Source organism: Streptomyces novaecaesareae (assembly GCF_000716875.1).
Taxonomy (GTDB): Bacteria; Actinomycetota; Actinomycetes; order Streptomycetales; family Streptomycetaceae; genus Kitasatospora; species Kitasatospora novaecaesareae.
Map to the genome: position 1 here is coordinate 31541 of NZ_JNWQ01000026.1, position 23980 is coordinate 55520.

The 23980-nt window shown below is 74.4% G+C and carries 19 protein-coding genes and 1 tRNA gene; 12 read left to right on the plus strand and 8 right to left on the minus strand.

The window, feature by feature from the left end; translation table 11 throughout:
• Nucleotides 1-2 precede the first annotated feature (2 nt).
• The 3 genes from OP86_RS12405 to OP86_RS12415 all read right to left on the minus strand — a co-directional run bounded on the left by OP86_RS12405 (nt 3) and on the right by OP86_RS12415 (nt 4089).
• Nucleotides 3-1364, minus strand: a complete 1362-nt coding sequence (locus tag OP86_RS12405) for a hypothetical protein (RefSeq protein WP_033331734.1) — start codon at nt 1362-1364, stop codon at nt 3-5.
• 237 nt (nt 1365-1601) lie between these two features.
• Entirely contained in the window at nt 1602-2633 is a 1032-nt protein-coding gene (locus tag OP86_RS12410; RefSeq protein WP_051830011.1) for a glutamate ABC transporter substrate-binding protein, read from the minus strand.
• Nucleotides 2634-2655: 22 nt separating this feature from the next.
• Nucleotides 2656-4089: a hypothetical protein gene (locus OP86_RS12415; protein ID WP_030256818.1), complete on the minus strand. Its 1434-nt coding sequence runs from the start codon at nt 4087-4089 to the stop codon at nt 2656-2658.
• Nucleotides 4090-4528: 439 nt separating this feature from the next.
• Here OP86_RS12415 and OP86_RS12420 point away from each other — a divergent pair, with 439 nt between their 5' ends.
• Nucleotides 4529-5104, plus strand: coding sequence for a nucleosidase (locus OP86_RS12420; RefSeq protein WP_030060957.1), 576 nt, complete (start codon nt 4529-4531; stop codon nt 5102-5104).
• A gap of 52 nt (nt 5105-5156) precedes the next feature.
• A complete protein-coding gene (locus OP86_RS12425) occupies nt 5157-5675 on the plus strand; it encodes a DinB family protein (RefSeq protein WP_030256815.1) in 519 nt (172 codons plus the stop codon).
• A gap of 105 nt (nt 5676-5780) precedes the next feature.
• Here OP86_RS12425 and OP86_RS12430 read toward each other — a convergent pair whose 3' ends face one another.
• Nucleotides 5781-6722, minus strand: a complete 942-nt coding sequence (locus tag OP86_RS12430) for a sigma-70 family RNA polymerase sigma factor (protein ID WP_051830012.1) — start codon at nt 6720-6722, stop codon at nt 5781-5783.
• 103 nt (nt 6723-6825) lie between these two features.
• Here OP86_RS12430 and OP86_RS12435 point away from each other — a divergent pair, with 103 nt between their 5' ends.
• On the plus strand, nt 6826-7608 hold the full coding sequence (locus OP86_RS12435; RefSeq protein ID WP_030256811.1) for an SDR family oxidoreductase: 783 nt from the start codon (nt 6826-6828) through the stop codon (nt 7606-7608).
• 89 nt (nt 7609-7697) lie between these two features.
• Nucleotides 7698-8243, plus strand: coding sequence for a hypothetical protein (locus OP86_RS12440; RefSeq protein WP_030256808.1), 546 nt, complete (start codon nt 7698-7700; stop codon nt 8241-8243).
• A 34-nt stretch (nt 8244-8277) separates the two neighbouring features.
• Here the strand turns inward: OP86_RS12440 and OP86_RS12445 are convergent, their stop codons facing one another.
• Nucleotides 8278-8874, minus strand: coding sequence for a cysteine hydrolase family protein (locus OP86_RS12445; RefSeq protein ID WP_030060962.1), 597 nt, complete (start codon nt 8872-8874; stop codon nt 8278-8280).
• Nucleotides 8875-8959: 85 nt separating this feature from the next.
• Here OP86_RS12445 and OP86_RS12450 point away from each other — a divergent pair, with 85 nt between their 5' ends.
• Entirely contained in the window at nt 8960-9922 is a 963-nt protein-coding gene (locus tag OP86_RS12450) for a GlxA family transcriptional regulator (RefSeq protein WP_030060963.1), read from the plus strand.
• 58 nt (nt 9923-9980) lie between these two features.
• Here OP86_RS12450 and OP86_RS12455 read toward each other — a convergent pair whose 3' ends face one another.
• Both OP86_RS12455 and OP86_RS12460 read right to left on the minus strand, forming a co-directional pair.
• On the minus strand, nt 9981-11075 hold the full coding sequence (locus OP86_RS12455; protein WP_030060964.1) for a hypothetical protein: 1095 nt from the start codon (nt 11073-11075) through the stop codon (nt 9981-9983).
• Nucleotides 11076-11323: 248 nt separating this feature from the next.
• On the minus strand, nt 11324-12880 hold the full coding sequence (locus OP86_RS12460) for an AMP-binding protein (RefSeq protein WP_030256806.1): 1557 nt from the start codon (nt 12878-12880) through the stop codon (nt 11324-11326).
• A 292-nt stretch (nt 12881-13172) separates the two neighbouring features.
• Between OP86_RS12460 and OP86_RS12465 the strand changes: the two genes are divergently transcribed.
• The 3 genes from OP86_RS12465 to OP86_RS12475 all read left to right on the plus strand — a co-directional run bounded on the left by OP86_RS12465 (nt 13173) and on the right by OP86_RS12475 (nt 15300).
• Nucleotides 13173-13256 (plus strand) — tRNA-Leu (locus tag OP86_RS12465).
• Between the two features lie 116 nt (nt 13257-13372).
• Nucleotides 13373-14629, plus strand: coding sequence for a sensor histidine kinase (locus OP86_RS12470; protein ID WP_030256805.1), 1257 nt, complete (start codon nt 13373-13375; stop codon nt 14627-14629).
• The gene (locus tag OP86_RS12475; protein WP_030060968.1) at nt 14626-15300 is read left to right on the plus strand and encodes a response regulator transcription factor; all 675 of its coding nucleotides are present in this window, start codon (nt 14626-14628) and stop codon (nt 15298-15300) included. The genes OP86_RS12470 and OP86_RS12475 overlap by 4 nt, the downstream gene beginning before the upstream one ends.
• A gap of 75 nt (nt 15301-15375) precedes the next feature.
• Here the strand turns inward: OP86_RS12475 and OP86_RS12480 are convergent, their stop codons facing one another.
• Nucleotides 15376-16788: an amidase gene (locus tag OP86_RS12480; protein WP_030060969.1), complete on the minus strand. Its 1413-nt coding sequence runs from the start codon at nt 16786-16788 to the stop codon at nt 15376-15378.
• A gap of 134 nt (nt 16789-16922) precedes the next feature.
• On the opposite strand from OP86_RS12480, the gene OP86_RS12485 reads away from it, so the two are divergent.
• The 4 genes from OP86_RS12485 (at nt 16923) to OP86_RS32910 (ending at nt 23932) form a co-directional block, all read left to right on the plus strand.
• Nucleotides 16923-17543, plus strand: coding sequence for a TetR/AcrR family transcriptional regulator (locus OP86_RS12485; RefSeq protein WP_030060970.1), 621 nt, complete (start codon nt 16923-16925; stop codon nt 17541-17543).
• A gap of 119 nt (nt 17544-17662) precedes the next feature.
• On the plus strand, nt 17663-18910 hold the full coding sequence (gene aroA, locus OP86_RS12490) for a 3-phosphoshikimate 1-carboxyvinyltransferase (RefSeq protein WP_030060971.1): 1248 nt from the start codon (nt 17663-17665) through the stop codon (nt 18908-18910).
• 72 nt (nt 18911-18982) lie between these two features.
• Nucleotides 18983-20065 carry an RNA ligase family protein gene (locus tag OP86_RS37150; RefSeq protein ID WP_051830013.1) on the plus strand — a complete coding sequence of 361 codons (1083 nt, stop codon included), beginning with the start codon at nt 18983-18985 and terminating at the stop codon, nt 20063-20065.
• A gap of 129 nt (nt 20066-20194) precedes the next feature.
• The gene (locus OP86_RS32910) at nt 20195-23932 is read left to right on the plus strand and encodes a tetratricopeptide repeat protein (RefSeq protein WP_234434892.1); all 3738 of its coding nucleotides are present in this window, start codon (nt 20195-20197) and stop codon (nt 23930-23932) included.
• Nucleotides 23933-23980 lie beyond the last annotated feature (48 nt).

The following is a 23980-nucleotide window of genomic DNA, read 5'->3' on the forward strand; positions in this document are numbered from 1 at the left end:
CCTCAGCCCCCCTGAACCTGTCCGTCGACCGGCGGCTGGCCGGTCGCCTCCTGAGCCTGCCCGGCCTCGGCTCGGGCCGGCCGCAGCGACTGCTGGAACCGGGCCACCGCGGCGGCCGCCGCCCGCAGGTCGCACGGCGCGCTCCACAGCAGCCAGCGCGCCTTCTCGTACCGCTCGATCACTTCCGGGTCCTCGGAGACCCGCAGCCGGGCCGCCATCGCCTTGTAGGCATCCAGCCGGCCGCGCAGCTCGGCCCGGACGGCCAGCGGCTGGGTCACCTCGGTGAGCGACTGCCGGGCCCGGGCCAGCTCCTTGGCGGCGGCGTCCTCCAGCGTGTCCAGCAGCGGCGCCAGCCGGCCCCACTGCCCGCTCTGGCGCAGGTCCAGCGCGGTGACGATCCGTTCGCGCAGCGCCGAGGCCGGGCCCGGCACCGCCGGGACGTCGCTGGCCGCTATCTTCGCCAGCACCTCGCCGCGCGCCCGGCGGGCCTCGGCCAGCGTGGCGTCGGCCCGCTGGAGGAGGTCGCCGACGCCCTGCAGCCGCTCCTCGGCCTCGTCGCGCAGCCGCAGCAGGTCCTCCAGCTCCAGCCGCACGCCGTCCAGCGCCCGCCCGGCCCGGTCGAACCGCTCGGTGTCCACCACCCCGGCGGGGCCGGCGAAGGCCGAGCCCTCCGGCACCGTGCCGCGCTGGGCGGGCACCCGGGCCGGGCGCCAGAGCGCCAAAGGGTCCCCGCGCACCTCGGTGCGCAGCTCGGTGAGGTCCTTCTCCAGCCCGGCCAGATCGTCGCCGAGCGGGTGGGCGCCGGTGCGCACGCCGAGCGAGGCGGCCAGCGTGCGCACCCGGTGGAGTTCGGCGAGCAGCAGGTCGATCCGGGCCGGCAGCGCCGACCAGACCGCGTCGGCGGCGCTGACCACCTCCAGCACGGTGGCGTACCAGGAGTTCATCCGGGCCATCAGCGCGTCCAGGCTGATCCGCTCGACCAGCTTGGCGGGCGCGCCGAGCAGTTGCGGCCCGTCCGGCACCGCACCGCCCGGGACGGTCACCGCGTCGCCGGTCAACAGTTCGCTCAGCTCGGCGAGTTCGGGCGCGCCGGGCTTGGCCTTGCGGGCCCGTACGGCGCGCGCCGAGGCCAGCGCCTCGGAGTAGCGGTCGAACAGCGCCCAGAGTAGCGGCAGGCCCTTCCCGGCGACGGACCACCGCTCCAGGGTGCGCCCGGCCAGCTCGGCGCCGTCCAGCAGCCGCAGGCCCGGGTGGTCCTGCAGCGCGAGCAGCGCCGACTCGACCGCGTCCCGCTCCGCGCCGAGGCGCGCGAGCGCGCGGTCCACCTCCTCCCGGCTCAGTACCGGGCCAGCCGATGCCGCCACCGCGGTGTCCTTCCTTCCTCGCGTGCGATCCCGACGTGTGTGACGCGTGACCCCACGACAACCCCCGTGTCCACCACCGGTCTCCCCGTGGTGATCGTCCCGAACCCTAGCCGGTGGCCGTTCGGGCGGAGCGGGCGCGGGGCGTCAAGACCGCGTCAACGCCCCGGGCCCGTCCGCCGCGGATGCGGCCCGCTGTCCGCCCCCGTACGTGCCTCAGTAGGTGCCTCAGTGTGTGCCTCAGTGCGTGCCGGGCCAGTAGTGGTCGGCCTCGTTGCCCATGTACGGCTTCAACCAGTGGTCGTACGAACGGGCCCAGTCGCCGCGGGCGTAGTAGTCGGCCAGCACCTGGTTGACCCGGGCGGTCAGGTCGGGGCTCTCCTTCAGCATGGCGATGCCCATCACCTCCGGCTGCGCCTCGCCGTCCACCATCCGCACGGTCTGGTCCTGGGCGGCCTGGCCGGCCGCCAGGCCGGTGTCGGTCATGGTGGCGTCGACCTTGCCGAGCTGCATCAGGACCAGGCAGTCCAGCTGGTTCTCCACCGTGACGACCTTCTGGGCGGTCTTCTTGCCGGTGACCACGGCCTGGGCGGTGGAGCCGTCGGCGGCGCACACCGTCCGGTCCTTGATCGCGTCGTCGATGGTCTTCGCCAGGGAGGCCTTCGGGACCAGGACGCGCTGGGTGGTGTTGAAGTACGGCTTGGAGAAGGCGACGTCCTCCATCCGCTTGCAGTTGATCGTCATGGTGCGGACGATCAGGTCGACCCGGCCCTTCTTGACGGCGTCGATCCGGTCGGCGGTCGCCACCGGCTTGAGCACCACCTTGTCCGGGTCGCCCATGAGGGCGGTGCCGATCGCCCGGGCGAGGTCGATGTCGAAGCCCTCGATCTGGCCGGTGTTCGGGTTGCGGGCGCCCCAGCGGTAGCTGTTCTGGTCGACGCCGATCACCAGGCTGCGCTTGGCCTTGATGGCTTTCACGGCCGCGCCGTCCTCGGTGCTCGGCGGCACGCTCTTGTAGACGTCGCAGGTGTCGGCGGGGCCCTGTTCCTGCTGTTGCTGCTGTTGCTGCTGGGCCGCCTGGGGGGCGGTCGCGGCGGTCGCGGCCGTCGGCGCGGCGCCGACCGCGCCGCCGCCGGTGAGCACGACGGCGCCGGCCGCCAGCAGGGCCAGCGCCGCGGCGGGCCGGGCCCGCAGGACGCCGGTGGAGGTTCGCGTGGCGGCCGCTCCCGTGGCAGCTCGCCCGGCGGTTCTGGTGACGGTCCTCTTGCGCATCTGTCCGTTTCCCCCTTGCCCGTTACCGGTACTCGGCCAGTCGCCGGCCCAGGCCCCGCAGCGCGGCGGCCGCCGCCACCAGGCCGAGCAGCGCGGCCGCCACGGCGGTGGTGCGCAGGTCCCCGCCGGTGCCCCCGGCGGCCTGCGTGAAGCGGTCCTGCTCGATGTCGGCGGCCCGGGCGAGCGCCTTGTCGGTGGCGCCGAAGGCGGCGTCGGCGGTGGCCGTGTCGGCCTTGGCCGTCACGGTCGCGTCCAGGGCGCCCTGGTAGTCGGCGTTGCCGGTCTCCAGCGCCCGGGCCGCGTCGTGCCGCCCGCGCCACACGTCGAACTGCTTCGCCGCGTCCTGGACGCTCGCCTGGGCGGCCGAGGGCGCGAGCCGGACGGCCTGCGGGAGCGAGCCGTCGCTGCGGTCCGGCGGGAGGTCCTGGGCCCCGGCGAGGTGCGCGGTGGCCTTCGTCCACTGGTCGGCGTACTTGGTGGTCGAGCCGCGGGCGACGAAGTGCAGGTTCTCCGCCAGCCGGGCGGTCAGCACGTCGACCCGGGCGGAGTTGAGCGCCCGCAGCGGGGTGGCGCCCTCGCGCTCGCTCTGCTTGAGCGCCGAACTGATGGTCAGACCGGTGACGGTGAGCCAGAGCGCGCCCGCCAGGACGGCGGCCGTGGCGCCCAGCAGCCCGATGTTGAACACCCGGTTGGTGCGGCGGAACAGCGTCAGCTGCACCCAGGCCAGCGCCGCCAGGGTGACCGCCGCCAGGCCGTACGCCGCCCACGGCACCGACTTGGCAGCGGCGTAGTCGTCCGCCAGCTCCTGGTTCTCGACGGCGGCCAGTTCGGCGGCGGTCGGCAGCAGGACGGTCTGCATCTGCTCGGAGGCGTACCGCAGGTAGGCGCCGCCGAGCGGGATGCCCTGCCGGTTGTCGGCCCGGGCGGTCTCCACCAGCCCGGCGTACACCGGGAGTTGCTGGTTCAGCCGGGCGAGTGAGTCCTGCGCGGGGGAGGTCGAGGTGGTCCGGGCGGCGGCCTGGGCGACGAGCTTGGCGGCCGTGGCCAGGTCCTGTTCGTAGCGGTCCCGGACCTCCTTCGGCTCCGCCCCCGCCAGCAGGAAGCCGGTCGCCGCGGTGGTGGCGGCGTCGGCCAGGTTGCGGTGGATCTCGGCGGCGTCCCGGCTGAGCGGCTGGCTGTACGAGACCACCCGGTCGGCGGCCTGCGCCCTGGTCTCCAACTGCCAGGCGGTGAGCCCGCCGAAGGCCACCGTCAGCACCGTGAGTACCACCCCGGCCAGCCGCAGCCGGCCGGGCGCCGTACGGGTGGCCTGCGCGAGCCGGGCCCGCACACCGGTGGTCACGGCGGCCCCGGGGCGCCGGGCGGGCGCCCCGCCGGGTCTGGGTGCCGCGAGGGTGCCGGAGTTCGCGAGGGTGCCGGACTTCGCGAGCGGTGCCGGCGCGGTGGCGGGCGGCATGACTGCTGTGCCCGGGGTGCCCGGTGGTCCCGATGCGCCGGGCGTGCCCGGTGCGCCCGCGCTCCGGGGCGTCGCCGGCGGGCCGTTCGGCCGTGCCGGGATCGGGGCGCCCGGTGCGCCGTTGCCTACTGGTGTCGCCACCCGCCTCATCCTCCCCTGGAGCCGAACCCGTTCCCCGGGGCCCGGCCGATGGCAGCAGTATGGCCGTGACTCCCCCCGGCCACACCCGACTTGCGCCGATCTTGAGCATGTCGTGCACGGTTTCCGCACGCCCCTCCACGAGCCGGCCCGGCCCCGTACGCAGAGACGGCGGAGAGATGGCGAACCGTCCGACGCGGGCCGTACCCTACGCGGTTCCGCGCCATGTGCGGAGTGCGGGGGTCCGTTTGTGGGCGCGCGCTCCCGGGTGCGGCAGCCCCTCGCTCCGTACGATGGGCCCATGCGCCTGCTTGGAAAGATCTCGTCCGACCGCCCGCTGCTCGTCGTCGCCGTCCGCGAGGAAGCCGCCCACCTCGGCGACGCGCTGCCCGTGCTGCTCACCGGGATGGGGAAGGTCAACGCCGCCGCCGCGCTCGCCACCGTCCTCGCCCAGGGCGAGAAGCCCTCCGAGGTGATCAACCTCGGTACGGCGGGAGCGCTGCGCCCCGGCTGGGAGGGCACCCACCACGTCGTCCAGGTGATCCAGCACGACATCGACACCGCCGCCCTGCACGCGCTCACCGGCCGCCAGTACGGCGCCCCGCTGGTGATCGGCAAGGGCGACGGGCCGGTGCTGGCCACCGGGGACCTGTTCGTCTCCGACCCGGCGGCCCGCGACCGGCTCGCCGAGCACGCCGACCTGGTCGACATGGAGGGCTACGCCGTCGCCACCGTCGCCCACCGGGCCGGGGTGCCGGTGCGGCTGGTCAAGCACGTCAGCGACGAGGCCGGGGAGGGGGCGGCGCACACCTGGCGGGAGTCGGTCGACGACTGCGCCCGGCACCTCGCCGACTGGGTTGCCGCACAAGGGTGGTGACGGTGCGTCGAATTCGGTTCTCCGGTGCGGCGAAGCTGGCTAGGGTGGCGCGGTGACCCAGAACACCGAGCCGAGCAAGCTCTCCGACACCCGGCCGCCGAGCCTGAACGCGGACGAGCCGACCACCCTGCTGGCCTTCCTCGACTACCTGCGCGACGGGGTGATCGCCAAGGTCGACGGGCTCTCCGACGAGGACGCCCGGCGGCCCGGCGTCGCCTCCGGCACCAGCCTGCTGTGGCTGGTCCGGCACCTGACCGCGGTCGAGCACAACTGGTTCGCCTGGGCCTACCAGGGCGAGCCCGAGGGACCGTACGACGTGGACCGGGCCCCGCTGGACGGCGTGACCGTGGCCGGGCAGGTCGCCGCCTACCGGGAGGCGATCGCGCGGTCCAACGCGGTGGCGGCCGCCGCCCCGGACCTCGACCGGCCGGGCGTGCGCTCGCTGCGGCCGGACGTCGCCGAGGGGCCGTCGCTGCGCTGGGTGCTGGTCCACATGATCGAGGAGACCGGGCGGCACGCCGGGCACGCGGACATCATCCGCGAGCAGCTGGACGGCGCGGTCGGGCGCTGACGGCCGCCGAAGGCTGTTGACGGCGGTCGGGGGCGGTCGGAGGCGGTCGGGGGTGGGAAGGCGGTTGCCTTCCCACCCCGCTCCGTCCTCGCCCCCTGACCGGCCCTACCGGTCCCGGAAGTCCGAGAGGTCCAGCGCGGCCAGCCGCTCGGGGTCGGTGAGCACGTCGATCGCGACGATCGCGCCGTCCACGACGGTGAACGCCATGATCGACAGCGCCCGGCCGTTGTCGCCGATCACCACGGCGCCCGCGGTGCCGTTGACCAGCGCCGGACGGGCGAACGGCGACAGCGTGCCCCACAGCACCGCCTGACCGGCCACCGTGGCGGCACCCGAGAGCACCACCGTGTGCCGGGCCATCACCGCCCCGCCGTCCGAGCGCAGCACCACGTCCGGGTCGAGCACGGCGACCAGCGCGTCCAGGTCCCCGTTGCGGGCGGCGGCGAAGAAGGCGTCCACCGCCAGCCGCTGCCGGCCCAGGTCCGGATCCGGCGCGGGCGCCTGCCCCTGCACCTTGCGGCGGGCCCGGCTGGCCAGCTGGCGGGTGGCGGCCGCGGTCTTCTCGATCAGCGGCGCGATCTCGTCGAAGGGCACGGCGAACAGGTCGTGCAGCACGAAGGCCACCCGCTCGGCCGGCGACAGCGACTCCATCACCACCATCAGCGCCAGCCCGACCGAGTCCGCGAGCATCACCTCCTGCTCCGGGTCCACCACACCCTCACGCCGCAGCAGCGGGTCCGGGATGCGCGGCGGGCCCGGCTCGCCGCCCGGCCCGGCCGGCTCCAGCGGCTCCTCGCGGCGCAGGGCGCGGGCGCGCAGCAGGTTCAGGCAGACCCGCGAGACCACCGTGGTCAGCCAGCCGCCGAGGTTCTCCACCCCGGCGGTGTCGGAGCGGTCGTAGCGCAGCCAGGCCTCCTGGAGGGCGTCCTCCGCCTCGCTGATCGAGCCGAGCATCCGGTACGCGACCGCGCGCAGGTGCGGGCGCTGCTCCTCGAAGAGCGCAGCACGCGCGGCTCTCTCGTCCTTCTCGTGCACCGAGTCGTCCACGTGTCACATTCCTTCGTCGCCGGGGGTCAGAGCAGCAGGAGCCACCCAACAACGGCTGCGGCGGGGAGATCAACTCCCCGCCCGGGACGAACCGGAGACGATCGTGACGAACAACCCCGTGCTTGTGACCGGCGGCACCGGCACCCTCGGCAAGCAGGTCGTACCGCTGCTGCGTGCGGCCGGGCGGCCGGTGCGCGTGCTCAGCCGCCAGGAGCGCACCGGCGCCGACGGCGTGGCGTACGTGCGCGGCGACCTGCTCGGCGACCCGGCCGAGGCGGCCGCCCGGCTGGACGAGGCGCTGGCCGGCGTGCACACCGTGCTGCACCTCGCGGGCGGCCCCAAGGGCGACGACGACGCCACCCGCCTGCTGGTCGCCGCCGCGCAGCGGGCCGGGGTGCGGCACCTGCTGTACATCTCGGTGATCGGCGCCGACCGGATCCCGCTCGGCTACTTCCGGGCCAAGCACGCCGCTGAGGAGGCGGTGGCCGGCTCGGGCCTGCCGTACACGATCCTGCGCGCCGCGCAGTTCCACGACCTGGCGTTCACGGTGGTCGAGAAGATGGCGAAGCTGCCGGTCGTGCCGGCGCCCGGCGGGGTCCGCTGGCAGCCCGTGGACGTGCGCGAAGTCGCCGCCCGGCTGGTCGAGTTGGCGCTGGACGAGCCGGCCGGGATGGTGCCCGACCTGGCCGGGCCCGCGGTGTACGAGATGGGCGAGCTGACCAGGCGGTACCTGGCGGCGCGCGGCCGCAGCCGTCGGCAGCTGCCGGTACGGGTGCCCGGCAAGGTCGGGCGCGCCTACCGGGCGGGGGAGAACCTGACCCTGGCCGGCGCGGAGCTCGGGCGGCGGACCTGGGAGGAGTTCCTGGCGGAGCGGCTCGCGGCCTGAGCGGCCTTCGGGGGTGGTGGGCCGGGTCGGGAGGCTGGGTCGCGTCCGGGGCGGTGGGCCTGTCGGCGGTGCGTCGTAGGGTGGCCGCCATGTCCCTCCTCGACGCGATCCGCGCCAGCCCCGACGCCCTCGACCACCTGCTCTGGCACGGGGACTTCGACCCCACCCTCACCTACGAGCACGTGGAGGAGGTCGTGCTCGCCTCCGGTGCGCCGCTGGAGCGGGTGGCCAAGGACGGCGCGGGCGGCACCTTCTTCCTGTGCGGCGAGGGCGGCGAGGAGCGGCCCGTGCTGTACGCCGACTCCGAGGGCGGCGCGGCCCTGCTGGCCGTCGGCGTGCCGGAGCTGGTCCAGCTGCTGCTGGTCCTGCCGTGGTGGCGGGACTGCCGTCGGCTGACGGCGGAGGAGAGCGCGGAGGCGGCCGAGGAGCACCTGGAGATGGCCGAGGAGTCCCTGGAACGCGAGCTCGACCTGCCCGCCGAGCGGGACGCGGTCGCCGCCGCCCTCGGCCTCGAAGTCCCCTCGGAGGCCGAGGCGCTGGCGCGGCTGCGGGAGGTCGCGTTCGGCCTCGGGCCCTCGTTCGTGCTGCTCAACGCCGAGGAGGGCTGCGCGTACGAGCCGTTGTTCCGGGCGTAGCCGGTCGGGGCTCGGGCGTCGGGGTGTTGGCCGTTCAGGCCTTGGCGGCGGCGAGGACCTTCTCCGTCGTCACCACCTTGGCGAACCGCATCGCGTGCAGCACCGTGGCCGTGGCGCGGGCGAGTTCGGTGGCGGGGAGGGTGGTGCCGTCGGGGCCGGTCATGTCGAAGGCGTGCATGGCGTCGGTGGGGAAGATCGCGTCGTAGCCGAGGTTGCCGGCCATCCGCGCGGTGGTCTCGTTGCACACGTTGGTGATGATCCCGGTGACCACCAGCTGGCGGGCGCCGCGCTCCTGCAGCCAGGCGTGCAGGTCGGGGGTGCCGTAGAAGGCGCTGTTGACGGTCTTGGTGATGTGCAGCGCCGGGGTGACGTCGGCGACGAAGTCCTTCAGCTCGTACCCCGGCGTGCCCTCGGCCAGCGGCCCGGCCTTGGAGGCGTGCTGCACGGTGACGATCGGCCGGCCGGTGGCCTGCCAGGCGGTGATCAGCTCGGCCATCCGCTGCTCGGCCTGCGGGTTGTCGCGCGGGCCCCAGAACTCGTGGTCCTCGAAGCCCTTCTGGACGTCGATGAGCAGCAGGACGGCGTCGGAGTCGAGGGTGAGCGGGGCGTCGAAGGCATCGGTGTTCGTCATGCGTCCATCGTGCTGGTCCGCGCGCCGGCGCCGTGATGGGCAGAGAAGCCACCCATCGAGAGATTCCTGCCATAGATTTCCTGCCATGCGAACCGTGGGTTGCCTGATCTTCGACGGTGTCCGGGCCTTCGACTACGCCGTGATCGGCGAGGTGTGGGCCAACCGCGCCTCCCGGCCCGGGCTGCCCGCCTTCGACCTGCGGGTCTGCGGGCCGGACGGCGCCCGGGTCCGGCTGGGCGGCGGGCTGGAGCGCGTCCCCGACCTCGGAACGGCCGCTCTGGCCGACTGCGACCTGGTCGTGGTCCCGGGCGTCGAGGACCCGGGCGCCGCCCGCGACCCCGCCGTCCTCGCCGCCCTGCGGGCCGTCCGCGCCAGGGGCGTGCCCATCGCCTCCCTCTGCGCGGGCGCCTTCGTCCTCGCCGAGGCCGGCCTGCTCGACGGCCGCGAGGCCACCACCCACTGGGCCGTCGCGCCCGAACTCGCCCGCCGCTTCCCGGCGGTGACCGTCCGCCCCGAGGTGCTCTTCACCGGCGGGGACGGCCTCTGGACCTCGGCCGGCGTGGCGGCCGGCATCGACCTCTGCCTCCACCTCGTCCGCACCGCGCACGGTCAGCAGGCCGCCGCCACCATCGCCCGCGCCATGGTCACCGCGCCCTTCCGGGCCGGCGGCCAGGCCCAGTTCATCCCCTCCCCGGTGCCGGCCCCCACCGCCGACGATCCCCTTTCCCGGGTCCGCGCCGAGGTCCTCGCCTCCCTGGACGCCCCCTGGAGCGTCCCCCGGATGGCCGCGGCCGCCCTGATGTCCGAGCGCAGCTTTGCTCGTCACTTCACCGCCGCCACCGGCACCACCCCGGTGCGCTGGCTCCTCGACCAGCGGATCCTCACCGCCCAGCGCCTCCTGGAGGAGACCGACCTGCCCGTCGACACCGTCGCCACCCACTGCGGCTTCAGCTCGGCCGTGTCCCTCCGCCCGGTCTTCACCGCCCGCGTCGGCCTCGCGCCCCGCGAGTACCGCCGGGCGTTCCGGGGGCGGGAGGCGGAGGGTTAGCCGTGGGCCGGGGTCGCCGTGGGCCGGGGTCGGCGGGCCGTTCGTCGGCGGGCCGGGGTCAGCGGACCGGGGTGCGCCGGACGACTGTGCCCTGGCCGTCCGCCTCCAGCATGGCGGTGCCCTCGGGGCCGCTCACGGCGACCGAGATGGTGAGGTCGCCGCCGATCCGGCTGACGGAGAGCAGCCAGGCCGGCGCGGAGTGGATGCCGAGGGTGGTCCTGGCCTCCTCGACCAGGGCGGGGAAGCGTTCGTAGGGCAGGGCGTCCACGTCGAACTGGAGGAACTGCGCACCGGGCGGGGAGGCGATCGACAGCAGGCGCTCCTGCACGACGAGGGTGAACGCCTGGTGCGTCTCCTTGTCCTTGGTGAGCAGGTTGACGGCCCGGCGCAGCTCGCCCTCGTCGAGGAAGGACTGCTCGGGGCCGAGGGAGACGGTGCCGGACATCGACGTCACGGTGGTGCTGGACCATGTCGAGGAGACCGACGGCTGCGCGGCGGCCGGCTGTGGCGCGGTGGGCTGCTCGTCGAACAGGTCCGCGCGGAACAGGAAGAGCACTGCCGCCACGGCGAGCAGCAGGCCCAGGAGTGCGGCGGCGCCGGAGGCGCAGCCCTCGGCGGGCGCGCGCACCGTGGTCGACTCCGGCGCCGAGTCGAGGTGTGCGGTTGCCGCCCGCTCCTCCCAGTCCGGGGTCGGCTGCGGCACGATCCGCCCCTTCCACGGCCGGTCCGGCGGGTACTGGACCACCAGGATGTCGCGGGGCCGGTAGTCGGGGAGATTGACGAGGTTGATGCCCTGACTGATCTCGACGCGGAACGCGGGCTCGTCGTCCGGTGCCACGGTGAGGTCGAAGTGCACCGGTATGTCGCCGGTCTCGCTGCCGCCGGCGCGCAGGCCCTCGATCATCGCGAGGGCCGTGCGGGGCACGACGGCCGCCTCCCGGGCGCGCCGGGGTGCGTCGGCCAGTTGGTAGAGCAGGGCGTAGACCACGGGCGCGACCAGGCCGGCGACGATCAGCGGTGTGCGTCCGATGATGATGCCGACGATGACCGTGGCCGGCGCCCCTCCGATCACGGTGCCCGTCAGGAAGTCGCGGGCGAGGGCGAGTACGGCCCGGTCCCGGGGCGTCGGCGGCGTGGTGGCGCTGATCGTCATGCGGGTGATTGTGCCGGGCCCGGGTGGCGGTCGGTAGGCCTTCGAACGACCTGCTGTGAATGGTCGAACTGGCGTGTGCCGCAGGGAAGTTACGGATCGGTGTCGGGGGCGGGGTGGCGGCCCTCAGCGCCGCCACCCCGTTGGCTTCTCGGCACGGGGGCCGTGGTTCGTTGAGCCAAACCCCACCTTGGGGTGAAGTTTGGCCCGGGTTCGGCCCGGGTTCGGCCCGGGTTCGGCCCGGGGCGCGTTCAGTCCGCGACGGTCTCGCGGAGGAGCTTCTTGTCCGGCTTGCCCACGGAGGTCAGGGGGATCTCCGGGACGATGCGCAGCACCTCCGGGGCGTACATCCGGCCCTTGTGCGCGGTGACGAAGGCGCGCAGCTCGGCCAGGTCGGGCCGCTGCCCCGGGGCGGGGACGACGGCGACGTGGACGTGTTCGGCCTCCTCGGCGTCGCGCACCCCGTAGACCGCGCACCGGGCGATCGAGGGGTGGGTGAGGAGCAGGTCCTCCACCTCGGTGGGGTAGACGTGCCCGCCGACCACGATGATCTTGTCCTTGAGGCGGTCGGCCAGGTAGAGGTAGCCGTCGGCGTCGAGGTAGCCGATGTCGCCGGTGTCCAGCCAACCGTCGTGCAGCACCTCGGCGGTGAGGTCGGGCCGCTTCCAGTAGCCGGCCATCACGGTGGCCGAGCGGACGTGGATCTCGCCCTGTTCGCCGGTCGGCAGGTCGGTGCCGTCGGCGGAGCGGATCACCACCTCCACGCCCGGGAGGGGCCTGCCGACGGAGAGTTGGCCGCCGTGGCCGATCCGGTCGTGCTCGTGCGGGAGGAGCATGGCGATGTTCTGCGCCTCGGACTGCCCGTAGCCGCTCACCAGGACCGGCCCGAACACCTTGATCGCCTCGCGCACCCGGCCCGGCGAGGCCGCGCAGCCCCCGTACGAGACCCGGCGCACGCTGGACAGGTCGGTGCGGCCGATCGCCGGGTGGTCGAGCAGCCGGTAGAGCAGCGGCGGCAGCACCCACAGGTCGGTGATCCGCTCGCGCTCGACCGCGGCCAGGACCTCGCCGGGGTCGAAGGAGCGCTGGAGGACCACCGAGCCGCCGCTGTGGAGCGTCAGGTCGGCGAGGACGCCGGCGAGGTGGGCCAGCGGGGTGGCGGCGAGCAGGCGGGGCGGGACGCCGTCCGGGCCGCCGCCGTACTGGACGTCGAAGGCGCCCCGGTAGGCGCCGTGCAGGCCGCGGACGCCCTTCGGGATGCCGGTGGTGCCGCCGGTGTGGCGGATGGTCAGGTCGTCGTCGGGCCGGATCCGGACGGCCGGCGGCGCGGCGGGCCGGCGGGCGGAGGCGGCGATCACGTCCTCGCCGATGGCCGCCGCCGCGCCGGTGGTCTCCGGGCCGGGGCCCAGGGTGAGGACGGTCGGCACGTCGACCAGCGGGATCAACTCGGCTGCCGCCGCGAACCGTTCGGCGTCCACGAGCAGGATGGTGGTGTCCACGCTGGTGGCGATCTCGGCGAGGATCGGCGCGCTCATGCCGTCGTACAGGTTCACCATCCGGGCACCCGCGAGCCAGGCGGCGTACCGGGCGCTGAGCGCCTCGGCGGTGTTGCCCGCCATGAGGGTCACCGTGGTGCCCCGGGTCGCGCCCCGGGCGAGCAGCTCGTGGGCCAGGCGGTACGTGGCGGCGGCGAACTCTCCGGCGGTGATCACGGCGCCGTCGGCGGTGGTGATGGCCCGCCGGTCGGGGTCGGCGGAGAGGGAGCGGAGGATCAGAGCGGGGGCGCTGACGAACTCCGCGTCGGTCATGGCCACTTCTTCTTCGTGGGTTGCAACCATGGCCGCAGACTAACCCGATCCTTCGTGCCCCATCGGGGAGTTCGGGGTTGTCGAGCGGGTGGTCTCCGCCCTCCTTATTGTCATATTGACGAGAATTGGCCATGCTCGGCACGCGCGGCGGACGCCAGTCCCTGCGGTACCGCCAGGGGGAGCGGGGAGCACGGTCTGCGTTTGCTGGATGAGGAGTAGCCCCCCGGTTCGTCGTTCGGGGGTGGTCAGAAGCACCTCTCCAGATGGTCTATAGTTAACCCATCACCCAGATGCGCGGGTGGCGGAATAGGCAGACGCGCTGGATTCAGGTTCCAGTGCCCGAAAGGGCGTGGGGGTTCAACTCCCCCCTCGCGCACAGAGAACGGCCGGTTGATCTTCGGATCGACCGGCCGTTTTGCTTTCCTCGATCCCTCCATCTGCTCCCTCGATCGGGGGAGGTCGGCCGTGAAAGGCCCGGCGATACTGGCGATCATGATCAAGGCGATTCGGCCGCTGCTGCGCGGTTCCACGTATACGGGTGTGTTGTTTGCGGTGCTCGGGGCGTTGGCGGGGCTGCCGTTGGCGCTCGTGGCGTTGGTGCCTGCGGCCGGGATGCAGGCGAGTCCGTACGGGGTGTCGGCGGTGCTGTCGTTGGTGCTCTGGGGGGTGCTGATCGGGCTCGTCGGGTTGGCCGGGGGCACGCGGCGGGTGTTGGTGCGGGCGGCGCGGCGGTTGCTGCGGGTGGCGGTGCCGGATCCGGTGAAGGGGGCCGCGGGGGAGCGGTGGCGGACGCCGGTGTTCTTCGTCCTGCACGTGGTGCTGGGGTGGGTGGTGCTGTTCGGTGGGAGCACGCTGCTGGTGATGGGGGTGGCGCTGCCCGGCCGGTATGCCCAGGGTGAGGCGCGGGTGAGCCTGTTCGGCTGGTCCACCGACCTGACGGGCGGCTGGAGTTGGGCGACGGCAGTCATCTGCCTGCTGCTGGCGGCGGTGCTGTTCACGGGGGTGTCCGGTGCGCTGCGATGGCTGGCGCCGCGGCTGCTCGGGCCCTCGTCCGCGGAGCGGCTGGCGCTGGCCGCCGAGCGGGAGCGGGCGCTGGCCGAACGCAACCGGCTGGCACACGAGTTGCACGACTCGATCGGGCACACCCTGACCGCCGCCACCATCCAGGCCGCCGTCGCGGGCGAGGTGCTGTCCGCCGATCCGGCGGCCGCCCGGGCCGCCATGCGCAGCATCGAGGAGTCGACCCGTGCGGCGCTGGAGGACCTGGACTACGTGCTGGGCGTGCTGCGGGACGAGCAGGCGGGCACCGCGCCGACCCGGACCCTCGCCGACCTGCCCGAACTGCTGGACCGGCTGCGGCACGCGGGTGCGGTCGTGGAGCCGGAGACCGTCGGCGACCCGGCGCTGGTGCAGGGCACGCTGTCCCGCGCCGCGTACCGGATCCTGCAGGAGGGCCTGACGAACGCGCTGCGGCACGGGGCGGGCGGGCCGATCCGGCTGCGGGTGGCGGTCGAAGGGGAGTGGTTGGAGCTGGGCGTGGTCAACGGGATCAAGGGCGGGCCGAGCGGCTTCCCGACCTCCGGCCACGGCCTGCCCGGGCTCGCCGAGCGGGTCCGCCTGCTGCACGGCGAGTTCGAGGCCGGCCCGTACGGTGCGCAGGGCCCGTACGGTGCGGATGGCCCGCACGGCCCGCAGGGCGCACAGCAGTGGCGGCTGGCCGTTCGGCTGCCGATACGGTTGGCGGCGTGAGCAGCCCGGAAGCCCCCGTCACCGTCCTGATCGCGGACGACGACCCCGTCACCCGCAGCGGGCTGAGCACCCTGCTGGGGCTCCAGCCGGGCATCGAGGTGGTCGGGCAGGCCGCCGACGGCGTCGCCGTGGTCGAGCAGGTGCGGCTGCTGCGGCCGGACGTGGTGCTGATGGACGTGCGGATGCCGCGCCGCAACGGCATCGATGCGACCCGCGAACTGCTGTCCGAGAGCGCGGACCCGCCGAAGGTCGTCGTGATCACCACCTTCGAGAACGACGACTACGTCACCGCGGCGCTCGGCGCCGGCGCCAGCGGTTTCGTGCTCAAGCGCCTGCCCGTCCCGCAGATCGCCGAGGCGGTGCGGGTGGTGGCGGCCGGGGAGGCGATCCTCTTCCCGGCCGCGCTGCGCCGGATGGTGGCCGCCCGCCCGCTGAACTCGGCCCAGGCGCTGCCTCGGGCGGCGCTCACCGGGCGGGAGGAGGGTGTGCTGCGGCTGATGGCGACCGGGCTGTCCAACCCGGAGATCGCGCAGTCGCTGGCGGTGAGCCTGGAGACGGTGAAGACGCACGTCGGGAACGTGCTGACCAAGCTGGGCGCGCAGAACCGCACGCACGCGGTGGTGATCGCGTACGAGTCTGGGCTGGTCGTGCCGGGCCTCCAGGGCGCCTGACCGCCCTGCCGCTTGCCCGCGCCGAGCGGGTCAGGGCCGAGCGGATCAGGGCCGTACTGGTCAGGGCCGTACGGGTCAGGGCCTCGGGTCGACCGGGGTGAGGACGCCGAGGCGGTCCTCGACGGCCTGGGCAGCGGCCAGGCACAGGTCCTCGCGGAATGCCCGCCCGACGATCTGCACGCCGGTGGGCAGCCCGTCCTCGGCGAGCCCGGTGGGGACGGCGACGGCAGGCACGCCGACGAAGGTGGTCACCGAGCAGAGGCGCATGGCCGAGGCGACGCGGTCGCGGCCCGCCTGGTCCCGGGACTCCAGGCCGGGTTCGACCGGCGGCTCGGTGAAGACCGGGCCCAGCAGCAGCGGGTACTCGTGCAGGAACTCCGTCCAGGAGCGGCGGATGTTCATCCAGGTGCTCTGCAGCCGGATCAGCCCGGCGGCGTCGACGGGCGGGGCGCTGCGCATCGTCAGCTCGATGAAGCGGTCGCCGCCCGCGCCCAGCAGCTGCCGTACGGCGGGCCAGCTCGGGGCGAACTCGGTGCCGGTGAGGCGGTGGTAGGTGTCGAGGGCTTCGCCGAGCCTGGGGACGTCGGGTACCTCCCGCACGTCGTACCCGGCATCGCGCAGCGCGTCGGCGGCTCGGGCGACGGCCTGGTGGACGGTGGGGTGGACGCCGAGGCCGCCCGGGTCCGCGACGACGGCGACCTTGGGCGGGCCGTCGAGCGGTTCGCCGTACAACGGGACGGGGACGGCGCGCGGATCGCGGGGGTCGGTGCCGGCCAGCGTCTCGTAGGCGAGCCGGAGGTCGGCGACCGTACGGGCCAACGGGCCGTCGGTGACCAGGACTTGGGAGGCCGGGCCGGGGTCGTCCGGGCCGAGGAGGCGCTGGTCGGCGGGGAAGCGGCCGGTGGTCGGCTTGAGTGCGGCGACGCCGCAGAAGGCCGCCGGGATCCGGGCCGAGCCGCCGGAGTCGTTGCCGAGCCCGAGCGGGGCCAGGCCGGCGGCGACCGCGACGCCGTCCCCGCCGCTGGAGCCGCCGGGGGTGCGGGCCGCGTCCCAGGGGTTGCGGGTGTCTCCGTACAGCTCGCTGCGGGTGTGCATCCCGGCCAGGATCAGGGTCGGCATGTTGCTGTGGCCGATCGGGATCGCCCCGGCGGCGCGCAGCCGGGCCACCGGGACGGCGTCGGCGGGGGCGACGTGGTCGCGGAAACGCGGGGTGCCGAAGGTGGTGGCCACGCCCTCGATGGGCGTGCACTCCTTCACGGTGAAGGGCACGCCCGCGAGCGGTCCGAGTTCCTCGCCTGCGGCCCGGCGGCGGTCGGTGTCCCGGGCGGCGGCGCGGGCGCGGTCGGCGAGGAGCTGGGTGACGGCGTTGAGGTGCGGGTTGACCTCGGCGATGCGGGCGAGGTGGCTGTCGACCACGTCGAGGGCGGAGGCGTCGCCGTTGCGGACGGCGGCGGCGAGTTCGGTGGCGGGTTTGCTCCACAGGGGCATGGGGGCGGTCCTCCTCGGGCTTGGGGCCTCGGGTCTCGGGCCGGGGCCTCGGTTCCGATGCGGGTGCATCGGAAACAGACCCTAGCCGGGAACCGATACGCTTGCATCGGAATATTGGGACGAGGAGGTCGGGCATGCCGAAACAGGTGGACCACGACGGCCGGCGCCGACAGATCGCCGAGGCCGTCTGCCTGCTCGTGGACGAACACGGGCTGGGGGCCGTCACCCTGCGGGACGTCGCCACCCGCGCCGAGGTCTCCATGGGGGCCGTCCAGCGCTGCTTCCGCACCAAGGAGGAGATGCTGCGGTTCGCGCTTGCACACATCGGCGAGCGCGTCACCGCACGGGTGCGGAGCCGGCTGACCGCCGGGCCGGCACAGTCCGCCGCCAGCCGACTCGGCCTGGTGGCAGGCGAAGTGGCGCTGCTGCGCGAGGAACACCGGGCCGAGGCCAGGATCTGGCTCGCCTTCGTCGCCGAGGCCGCCGTCAGCCCGGCACTGGCGCAGACACTGCGCAGCAGCTACGCGGAGCTGGAGGAGCTGGTGGTGCAGCTGGTCGCGGAGGCCTCCGGCGGGGCCCTGGCGCCGGAGGCGGGAGTACGGACGGAGGCGCGGGCAGAGGCGCGGAGGGAGGCGTGGACCCTGCTCGCCCTCGCCGACGGGCTCACCGCGCACGTCCTGATCGGGCACCGGACGGCGGAGGAGGCGGAGGAGATCCTGCACGCGCACCTGGCCGGGCTCTGGGAGCGCTGCTGAGCGACCTATCCGGTGCCCCGTCGCCGTCCGGTCCGTGGATGGTCGAGGCCGGCAGCGGGGCCGGTGCGGCAGGATCGGGGCCGACGCCGCTGGACACACCTGTGTTGGGAGAGCCTGCCGTGACCGTCGTCGAGATCCCGGGGTCCAAGTCCATCACCGCCCGGGCGCTGTTCCTGGCCGCCGCCGCCGACGGCGTGACCACCCTGCGCCGGCCCCTCGCCTCGGACGACACCGAAGGCTTCGCCCAGGGGCTGGACACGCTCGGGTACCTGGTCGACCGGGCGGCGGACCGGTGGCTCGTCACCGGCCGGCCCACCGGGCCCGCCGTGCGGACCGCCGACGTCTACTGCCGGGACGGCGCCACCACCGCGCGCTTCCTGCCCACCCTCGCCGCTGCCGGCCACGGCAGCTACCGCTTCGACGCCTCGGCCCAGATGCGCCGCCGCCCGGTCGCCCCGCTGACCCGGGCGCTGCGCGAACTCGGCGTGGACCTGCGGCACGAGGAAGCCGAAGGGCATCACCCGCTGACGGTCCTCGCCGACGGTGTCCGGGGCGGCGAACTCACCCTGGACGCAGGGGAGTCCTCGCAGTACCTGACCGCGCTGCTGCTGCTCGGGCCGCTCACCCGGGACGGCCTGCGGATCACCGTCACCCGGCTCGTCTCGGCCCCCTACATCGGCATCACCCTTGCGATGATGCGGGACTTCGGGGTCGAGGTGAAGCGCGAACGGACACCGGCCGGCGAGGTGTTCGACGTCCCGTCCGGGGGCTACCGGGCCGCCGACCACGCGATCGAGCCGGACGCCTCCACCGCGAGCTACTTCTTCGCCGCGGCCGCCGTCGCCGGGCGCGAGGTCACCGTCCCCGGCCTCGGACGGAACGCCCTCCAGGGCGACCTGCGCTTCGTCGAGGTGCTGCGGCGGATGGGCGCCCGCGTGGACATCGGGAGCGACCGTACGACGGTGGCGGGCGCCGGCGCGCTGTCCGGGCTCACCGTCAACATGCGGGACATCTCCGACACCATGCCCACCCTCGCGGCGATCGCGCCCTTCGCGACCGGGCCGGTACGCATCGAGGACGTCCACAACACCCGGGTCAAGGAGTGCGACCGGCTGGAGGCCTGCGCCGCCAACCTGCGCGCGATGGGCATCACGGTGGCGACCGGGGACGACTGGATCGAGATCCGGCCCGGCACGCCCCGCCCGGTCGAGATCGCCACGCACTCCGACCACCGGATCGTGATGTCCTTCGCCGTCACCTCGCTGCACACGCCCGGGATCACCTTCGACGACCCGGGGTGCGTGCGGAAGACCTTCCCCGCGTTCCACGAGGCGTTCGCGCGGCTGCGCGCGGAGTGGGGGGTCTGAGGGCCTGACGGCGGGGCGCAGGCCGGGATTCCCTGTTGCCAGGGGCCCGGCCCGGCGGCGAGGATCCTGTCCGTGTCCGAGACGACGACGGCGTTCGACGGGTCCTTCGACGGGTCCTTCGACCGGTCCGAGCTGCGCCCGTACCCCAAGATCCCCGCGCGCGGCCGCTCCGGCGGGCCCGGCAGCCGGGAGTGGATCGCGGCGGAGAAGGTGCACGGGGCGCACTTCGCGGTGGTCTGCGAGGGCGCGTCGGTACGGGCCGCCAAACGGCGCGAGCTGCTGGACGACGAAGGGCTGGACGGCTTCTTCGGCGTGAGCCGGATCTGGCCCGAACTCGCCGTCGCCGCCGCCCGGTTCGCGGACGCGGTGCGGGAGGCCTGGGGCCCCTCGGCGGTGGTGACGGTCTACGGCGAGCTGGCCGGCGGACGCTACCCGCACCCCGGGGTGCCCGCCGTCGCCGGGGTCGATCCGGTGCAGACCGGTGTCTGGTACTCCCCCGGCCTGCGCTGGCTGCCGTTCGACGCCACCGTGGAGACGCCCGACGGCCGGTGGTGGATCGCCGACCGCGCCCTGCGGGCGGCGGCGGGTGCCGCCGGGCTCACCTGCGTTCCCCTCCTGGGCCGCGGCGCGCTGAACGGGCTGCACGACCTGCCGGCGCGGTACCCGAGCCGGGTGCCGGCCCTGTTCGGGCTGCCCGAAATCGCGGACAACCCCGCGGAGGGCTACGTCCTCAAGCCGGCCGGCGAGTGGCGGGAGTCGGGGGCCGAGGGGGCGGTGGATGCGGAGGGCGCGACGGGGGCGGTGGCGCGCCCCCTGGTGAAGGTCAAGCAGCAGGCCTTCGCCGAGGACGAGCGCTACGACGGCGCCCGCCCGTACCTCCCCCCGCCCGAGGGCGCGGCCGGAGTCCCGGCGTGGCTGCTGGTGCGGGCCTCGGCGCTGCTCACCCCCGCGCGGGCGGCGGCCGCGGTCAGCAAGCTGGGGCCGCGCACGGGCGCGGAGGCGGTGGCGGCGGAGATCGCGCAGGACGTCGTGGACGAACTCGGCGACGCCCTGGGCGGGTTGGAGGACTCCGTCCGGACGGCCCTGCGGCGGGCGCTGGAACCCGGGGCGCGGGCACTCGCGTCCTTCGATGCGGAGGACCGGCGTCACTCCTGACCGGCGTCGCTCCTGAACGGTGTCACTCCTGAACGGCGTCACTCCTGACTGTGGGGGAGCGGAATGGCTCAGGCAAGGAAGCGGCTGTCGCGCACGGAGGCGCTCCGGCGGCGGGCAGGTGCCCAATTCGTGGGCCGACGAGCCCAGTTGGCGCTCTTCGCGGAGAACCTGCGGAGGAACCCCGACTCGGAGGCCACCGACGACCCGGCCGACTTCCTGTTCCACGTCCGGGGCGTCGGCGGCGTCGGCAAGTCGACCCTGATCGCCGAATGGCGCGAAGCGGCCCGCCGGGCCGGAGCGCTGACGGCCGTGGTGGACGAGAACGACGTCCACGGAGTCGAGTCCGCGCTGAGCGCCCTCGCCCGTCAACTCGCCGAACAAGTCGGCTCGTTGAAGGACTTCGACCGGGCGCTCGACCAGCACCGGCGAGCCCAGCAGGCCACCGCCGACCGCGTACCGGCACCGCCCGCCGGCGGCGAGACCGCGTCGCTGCCCTCCCGGATGGTCACCCAGGCGGCGTTCGGAGCCGCCTCCATGCTGCCCGGCGCGGGCGTCGTGGCCGCCATCGCCAACCCCGACAACGTCGCCCTCGGCGCGGACCGCTTCATCGCCGGCATGCGCCAGCGCCGGCGCGGCAACGAGGGCGAGGGCGAGGAGGCGCTCAGCCGGGCGTTCGTCGCCGAGCTGGAGAAGCTGTGCGGCGGGCGCGACACCCCGTGGGTCGTCCTGTTCCTGGACACCTGGGAACTGACCGGCCGCCACCTGGACGCCTGGCTGCGCGAACTCCTCGACGGCGCCTACGGCGAAGTCCCGCTCGACGTCGTGTTCGTCCTGGCGGGCCGGGACGAACTCAGCGAACGCGACTGGGGCACCCTTCGCCCGGCCGTCGTGGACGTCCCCCTCGACGTCTTCACCGAACAGGAGACCCGCGAACTCCTCGCCGTCCGGGGCGTCACCGACCCCGAGGTCGTCGAGGCCGTGACGGGCCTGTCGATGCGGCTGCCCCTGCTGGTCGCCCTGCTCGCCCAGACCGGCCTCCAGGCCGTCGACGACGTCGCCGGAGCCGGCGCCGACCTCACCGACCACGCGGTCGAACGCTTCCTCCAGTGGATCCCCGAACCGGACCGCCGCGAGACGGTGCTCGCCGCGGCACTGCCCCTCCAGCTCAACCACGACCTGTTCGCCTGCGCCGTCCCGGGCGCCGCCACCGAGGCCTGGGACTGGCTGCTGAGCCAGCCCTTCGTCACCGGCCGGGGCTCCTACCGGCAGTACCATGCCGTCGCCCGGGCGAGCATGCTGCGCCGCCAGCGGATGCACTCGCCGACGGCCTGGACGGCGGCGCACTTACGTCTGGCGGAGCACTTCACGGCAGCCCGGGAGGCCCTGGAACGCCGGCTCCCGGAGCGGAAGCGGAGGAAGGACGACCAATGGCGCCGGCAGACGCTGAACGAGACCTACCACCTGCTCTGCGCCGACCCGACCGCGAACCTGGGGCAGGCCCTGGAACACGTCGCGCGGATCACCGGAGTGGCTCGTGCGGACCTGCCCGCGTGGCTCGACATGCTGAGGCAGGCGGCGCAGGACGGCGACCACGCGGAGCTGACCCGGTGGGCGGGGAAGCTGCGCGCGGCAGCCGCCGAGGAGCAGCCCGAGGTGGCGGTCCTCACCGTCCTCTGCACCCCCGGGCTGCCGCCGCACGTACGGGCCTGGGCGCTCGCCGAGCGCGGGGACTACCACTCCGTGGCGGAGCGTGCGGCGGAGGCCGTCGCCGATCTCGACCGAGCCATCGCGCTCATGCCCGGGCACTCCGCGGCACATGCGTACCGCGGCCGCGCCCACACCCTCGGCACCGGCGATGTGCAGGCGGCCATGGCCGACCTCGACGCCGCCCTCGCCCTCGACCCCGAGGACGCCTGGGCGATGGGCTTTCGCGGCGCGCTCCACATGGATGCGGGCAGGCTCGACGAGGCGGTGACGGACTGCACGGCCGCCATCGCGCTGGAGCCCGAGCTGGACTGGGTGTTCACCGTCCGTGGCGAGGCCCACCGTCACGCCGGTCGGCTGGAGGAGGCGTTGGCGGACTTCACGGCGGCACTGGAGACGACCCCTGACTTCGGGTGGGCACTGACCCGCCGCGGTGAGGTTCATCGCCAGGCCGGTCGACTGGACGCCGCGCTGGCGGACCTCACGGCGGGCCTCGAACAGGACGGAGAGGACGAGACGGCGTTCGGATTCCGAGGGCTGGCCCTTCGCCAGGCAGGCCGCCTGGAGGAAGCCGTGGCGGACTTCACGAGGGCCGTCGAACTGGATCCGACGTACGGATGGGCGCTGGCGCAGCGCGGCTTCGCCCATCGCCTGGCCGGCCGGCTGGAGGAGGCGATGGCGGACTTCACGGCGGCCTTGGAGGTGAACCCGGAGGACGGGTTCGCGTTGGCCCGGCGTGGGGAGCTCCATCGCAGCGCGGGCCGGTTGGAGGAGGCGTTGGCGGATCTGTCGGCGGCGCTGGAGCTGGATCCCGAGCACACGTGGGCTCTGGCCGAGCGTGGCAGCGTCCATCGCGGTGCGGGTCGGTTGGAGGAGGCGTTGGCGGATCTGTCGGCGGCGCTGGAGCTGGATCCCGAGTACGCCTGGGCACTCGGGGAGCGTGGCCGGACCTACCAGGAGTCGGGTCGCTGGGACGAGGCGTTGGCCGACCTGTCGGCGGCGCTGGAGTTGGAACCCGGGTTCGCCTGGGCGCGTGCCGAGCGCGGGGAGGTCCACCGCAAAGCGGGCCGGCCGGAGGAGGCCTTGGCGGATCTGTCGGCGGCGCTGGAGCTGGACCCCGGCTTGGCGTGGGCACTCGTCGAGCGTGGCAGCGTCCATCGCAGTGCGGGTCGGCTGGAGGAGGCGTTGGCGGACTTCACGGCGGCGCTGGAGCTGGATCCCGAGCACGCGTGGGCGCGTGCGCACCGCGGGGAGGTCCATCGTCTGGCGGGCCGGTGGGAGGAAGCGCTGGCGGATCTGACGGCGGCGCTGGAGCTGGATCCCGAGTACGCCTGGGCACGTGGGGAGCGCGGCCTGACGTACCAGCAGGCGGGTCGGCCGGAGGAGGCGTTGGCGGACTATACGGCGGGGCTGGAGCTGGATCCCGAGTACGCCTGGGCACTGGCCCGGCGTGGGGAGCTCCATCGCAGCGCGGGCCGGTTGGAGGAGGCGTTGGCGGATCTGTCGGCGGCGCTGGAGCTGGACCCCGCATACGTGTCGGCACTCGTCGAGCGTGGGGACGTCCATCGCCGGGTGGGCCGGTTGGAGGAGGCGTTGGCCGATCTGACGGCGGCGCTGGAGCTGGACCCCGAGCACCTGTGGGCGCTCGTCCTGCGGGCCTACACCCACCAACTGGCCGGTCGCCCGGACGAGGCGGTTGCGGACGCTTCCGCAGCTCTCTCCCGGATATCTGACGATCCGGAGATCGGATCCTTCCTGACCATGACCTTCCGGCGGGCCGGCCGCCGTCAGGACGCGTGGGAGGCCCTTCGGCGAGCGGTGCAGTCGGATGCGGGGGACTCGGACGGCCTGCTGGACACGGCCGTGCTGCTACTGCTGGAGAACGGACGGGAGGCGTCCCTCACGGCCTGGGACGAGTACCGGGCGGTCGCGGTCGAATCAGGGGAGGGGATCGAAGTGGCAGCGTGCGCGCTGCTGCACGGCTTGGTCGTCGGCGCTACCGCGCCGGACGCGCTGGCCCGTGGCTACCTTGCCGTGCCCCGTGCCCGTGTCGCGCTGGTCGACGTCTGTGCCTACGTGGAGGAGCTGACCCGGGTGGAAGCACCCGTCGGGCCGCGGGCCGAGGCCGCGTTGCGGGTGCTGACGGCGCCTGCCGTACCTTGATCGTCGGCACCTCCCGGAGGTCTCCCGGCGGTCTCCCGGCGGTCTCCC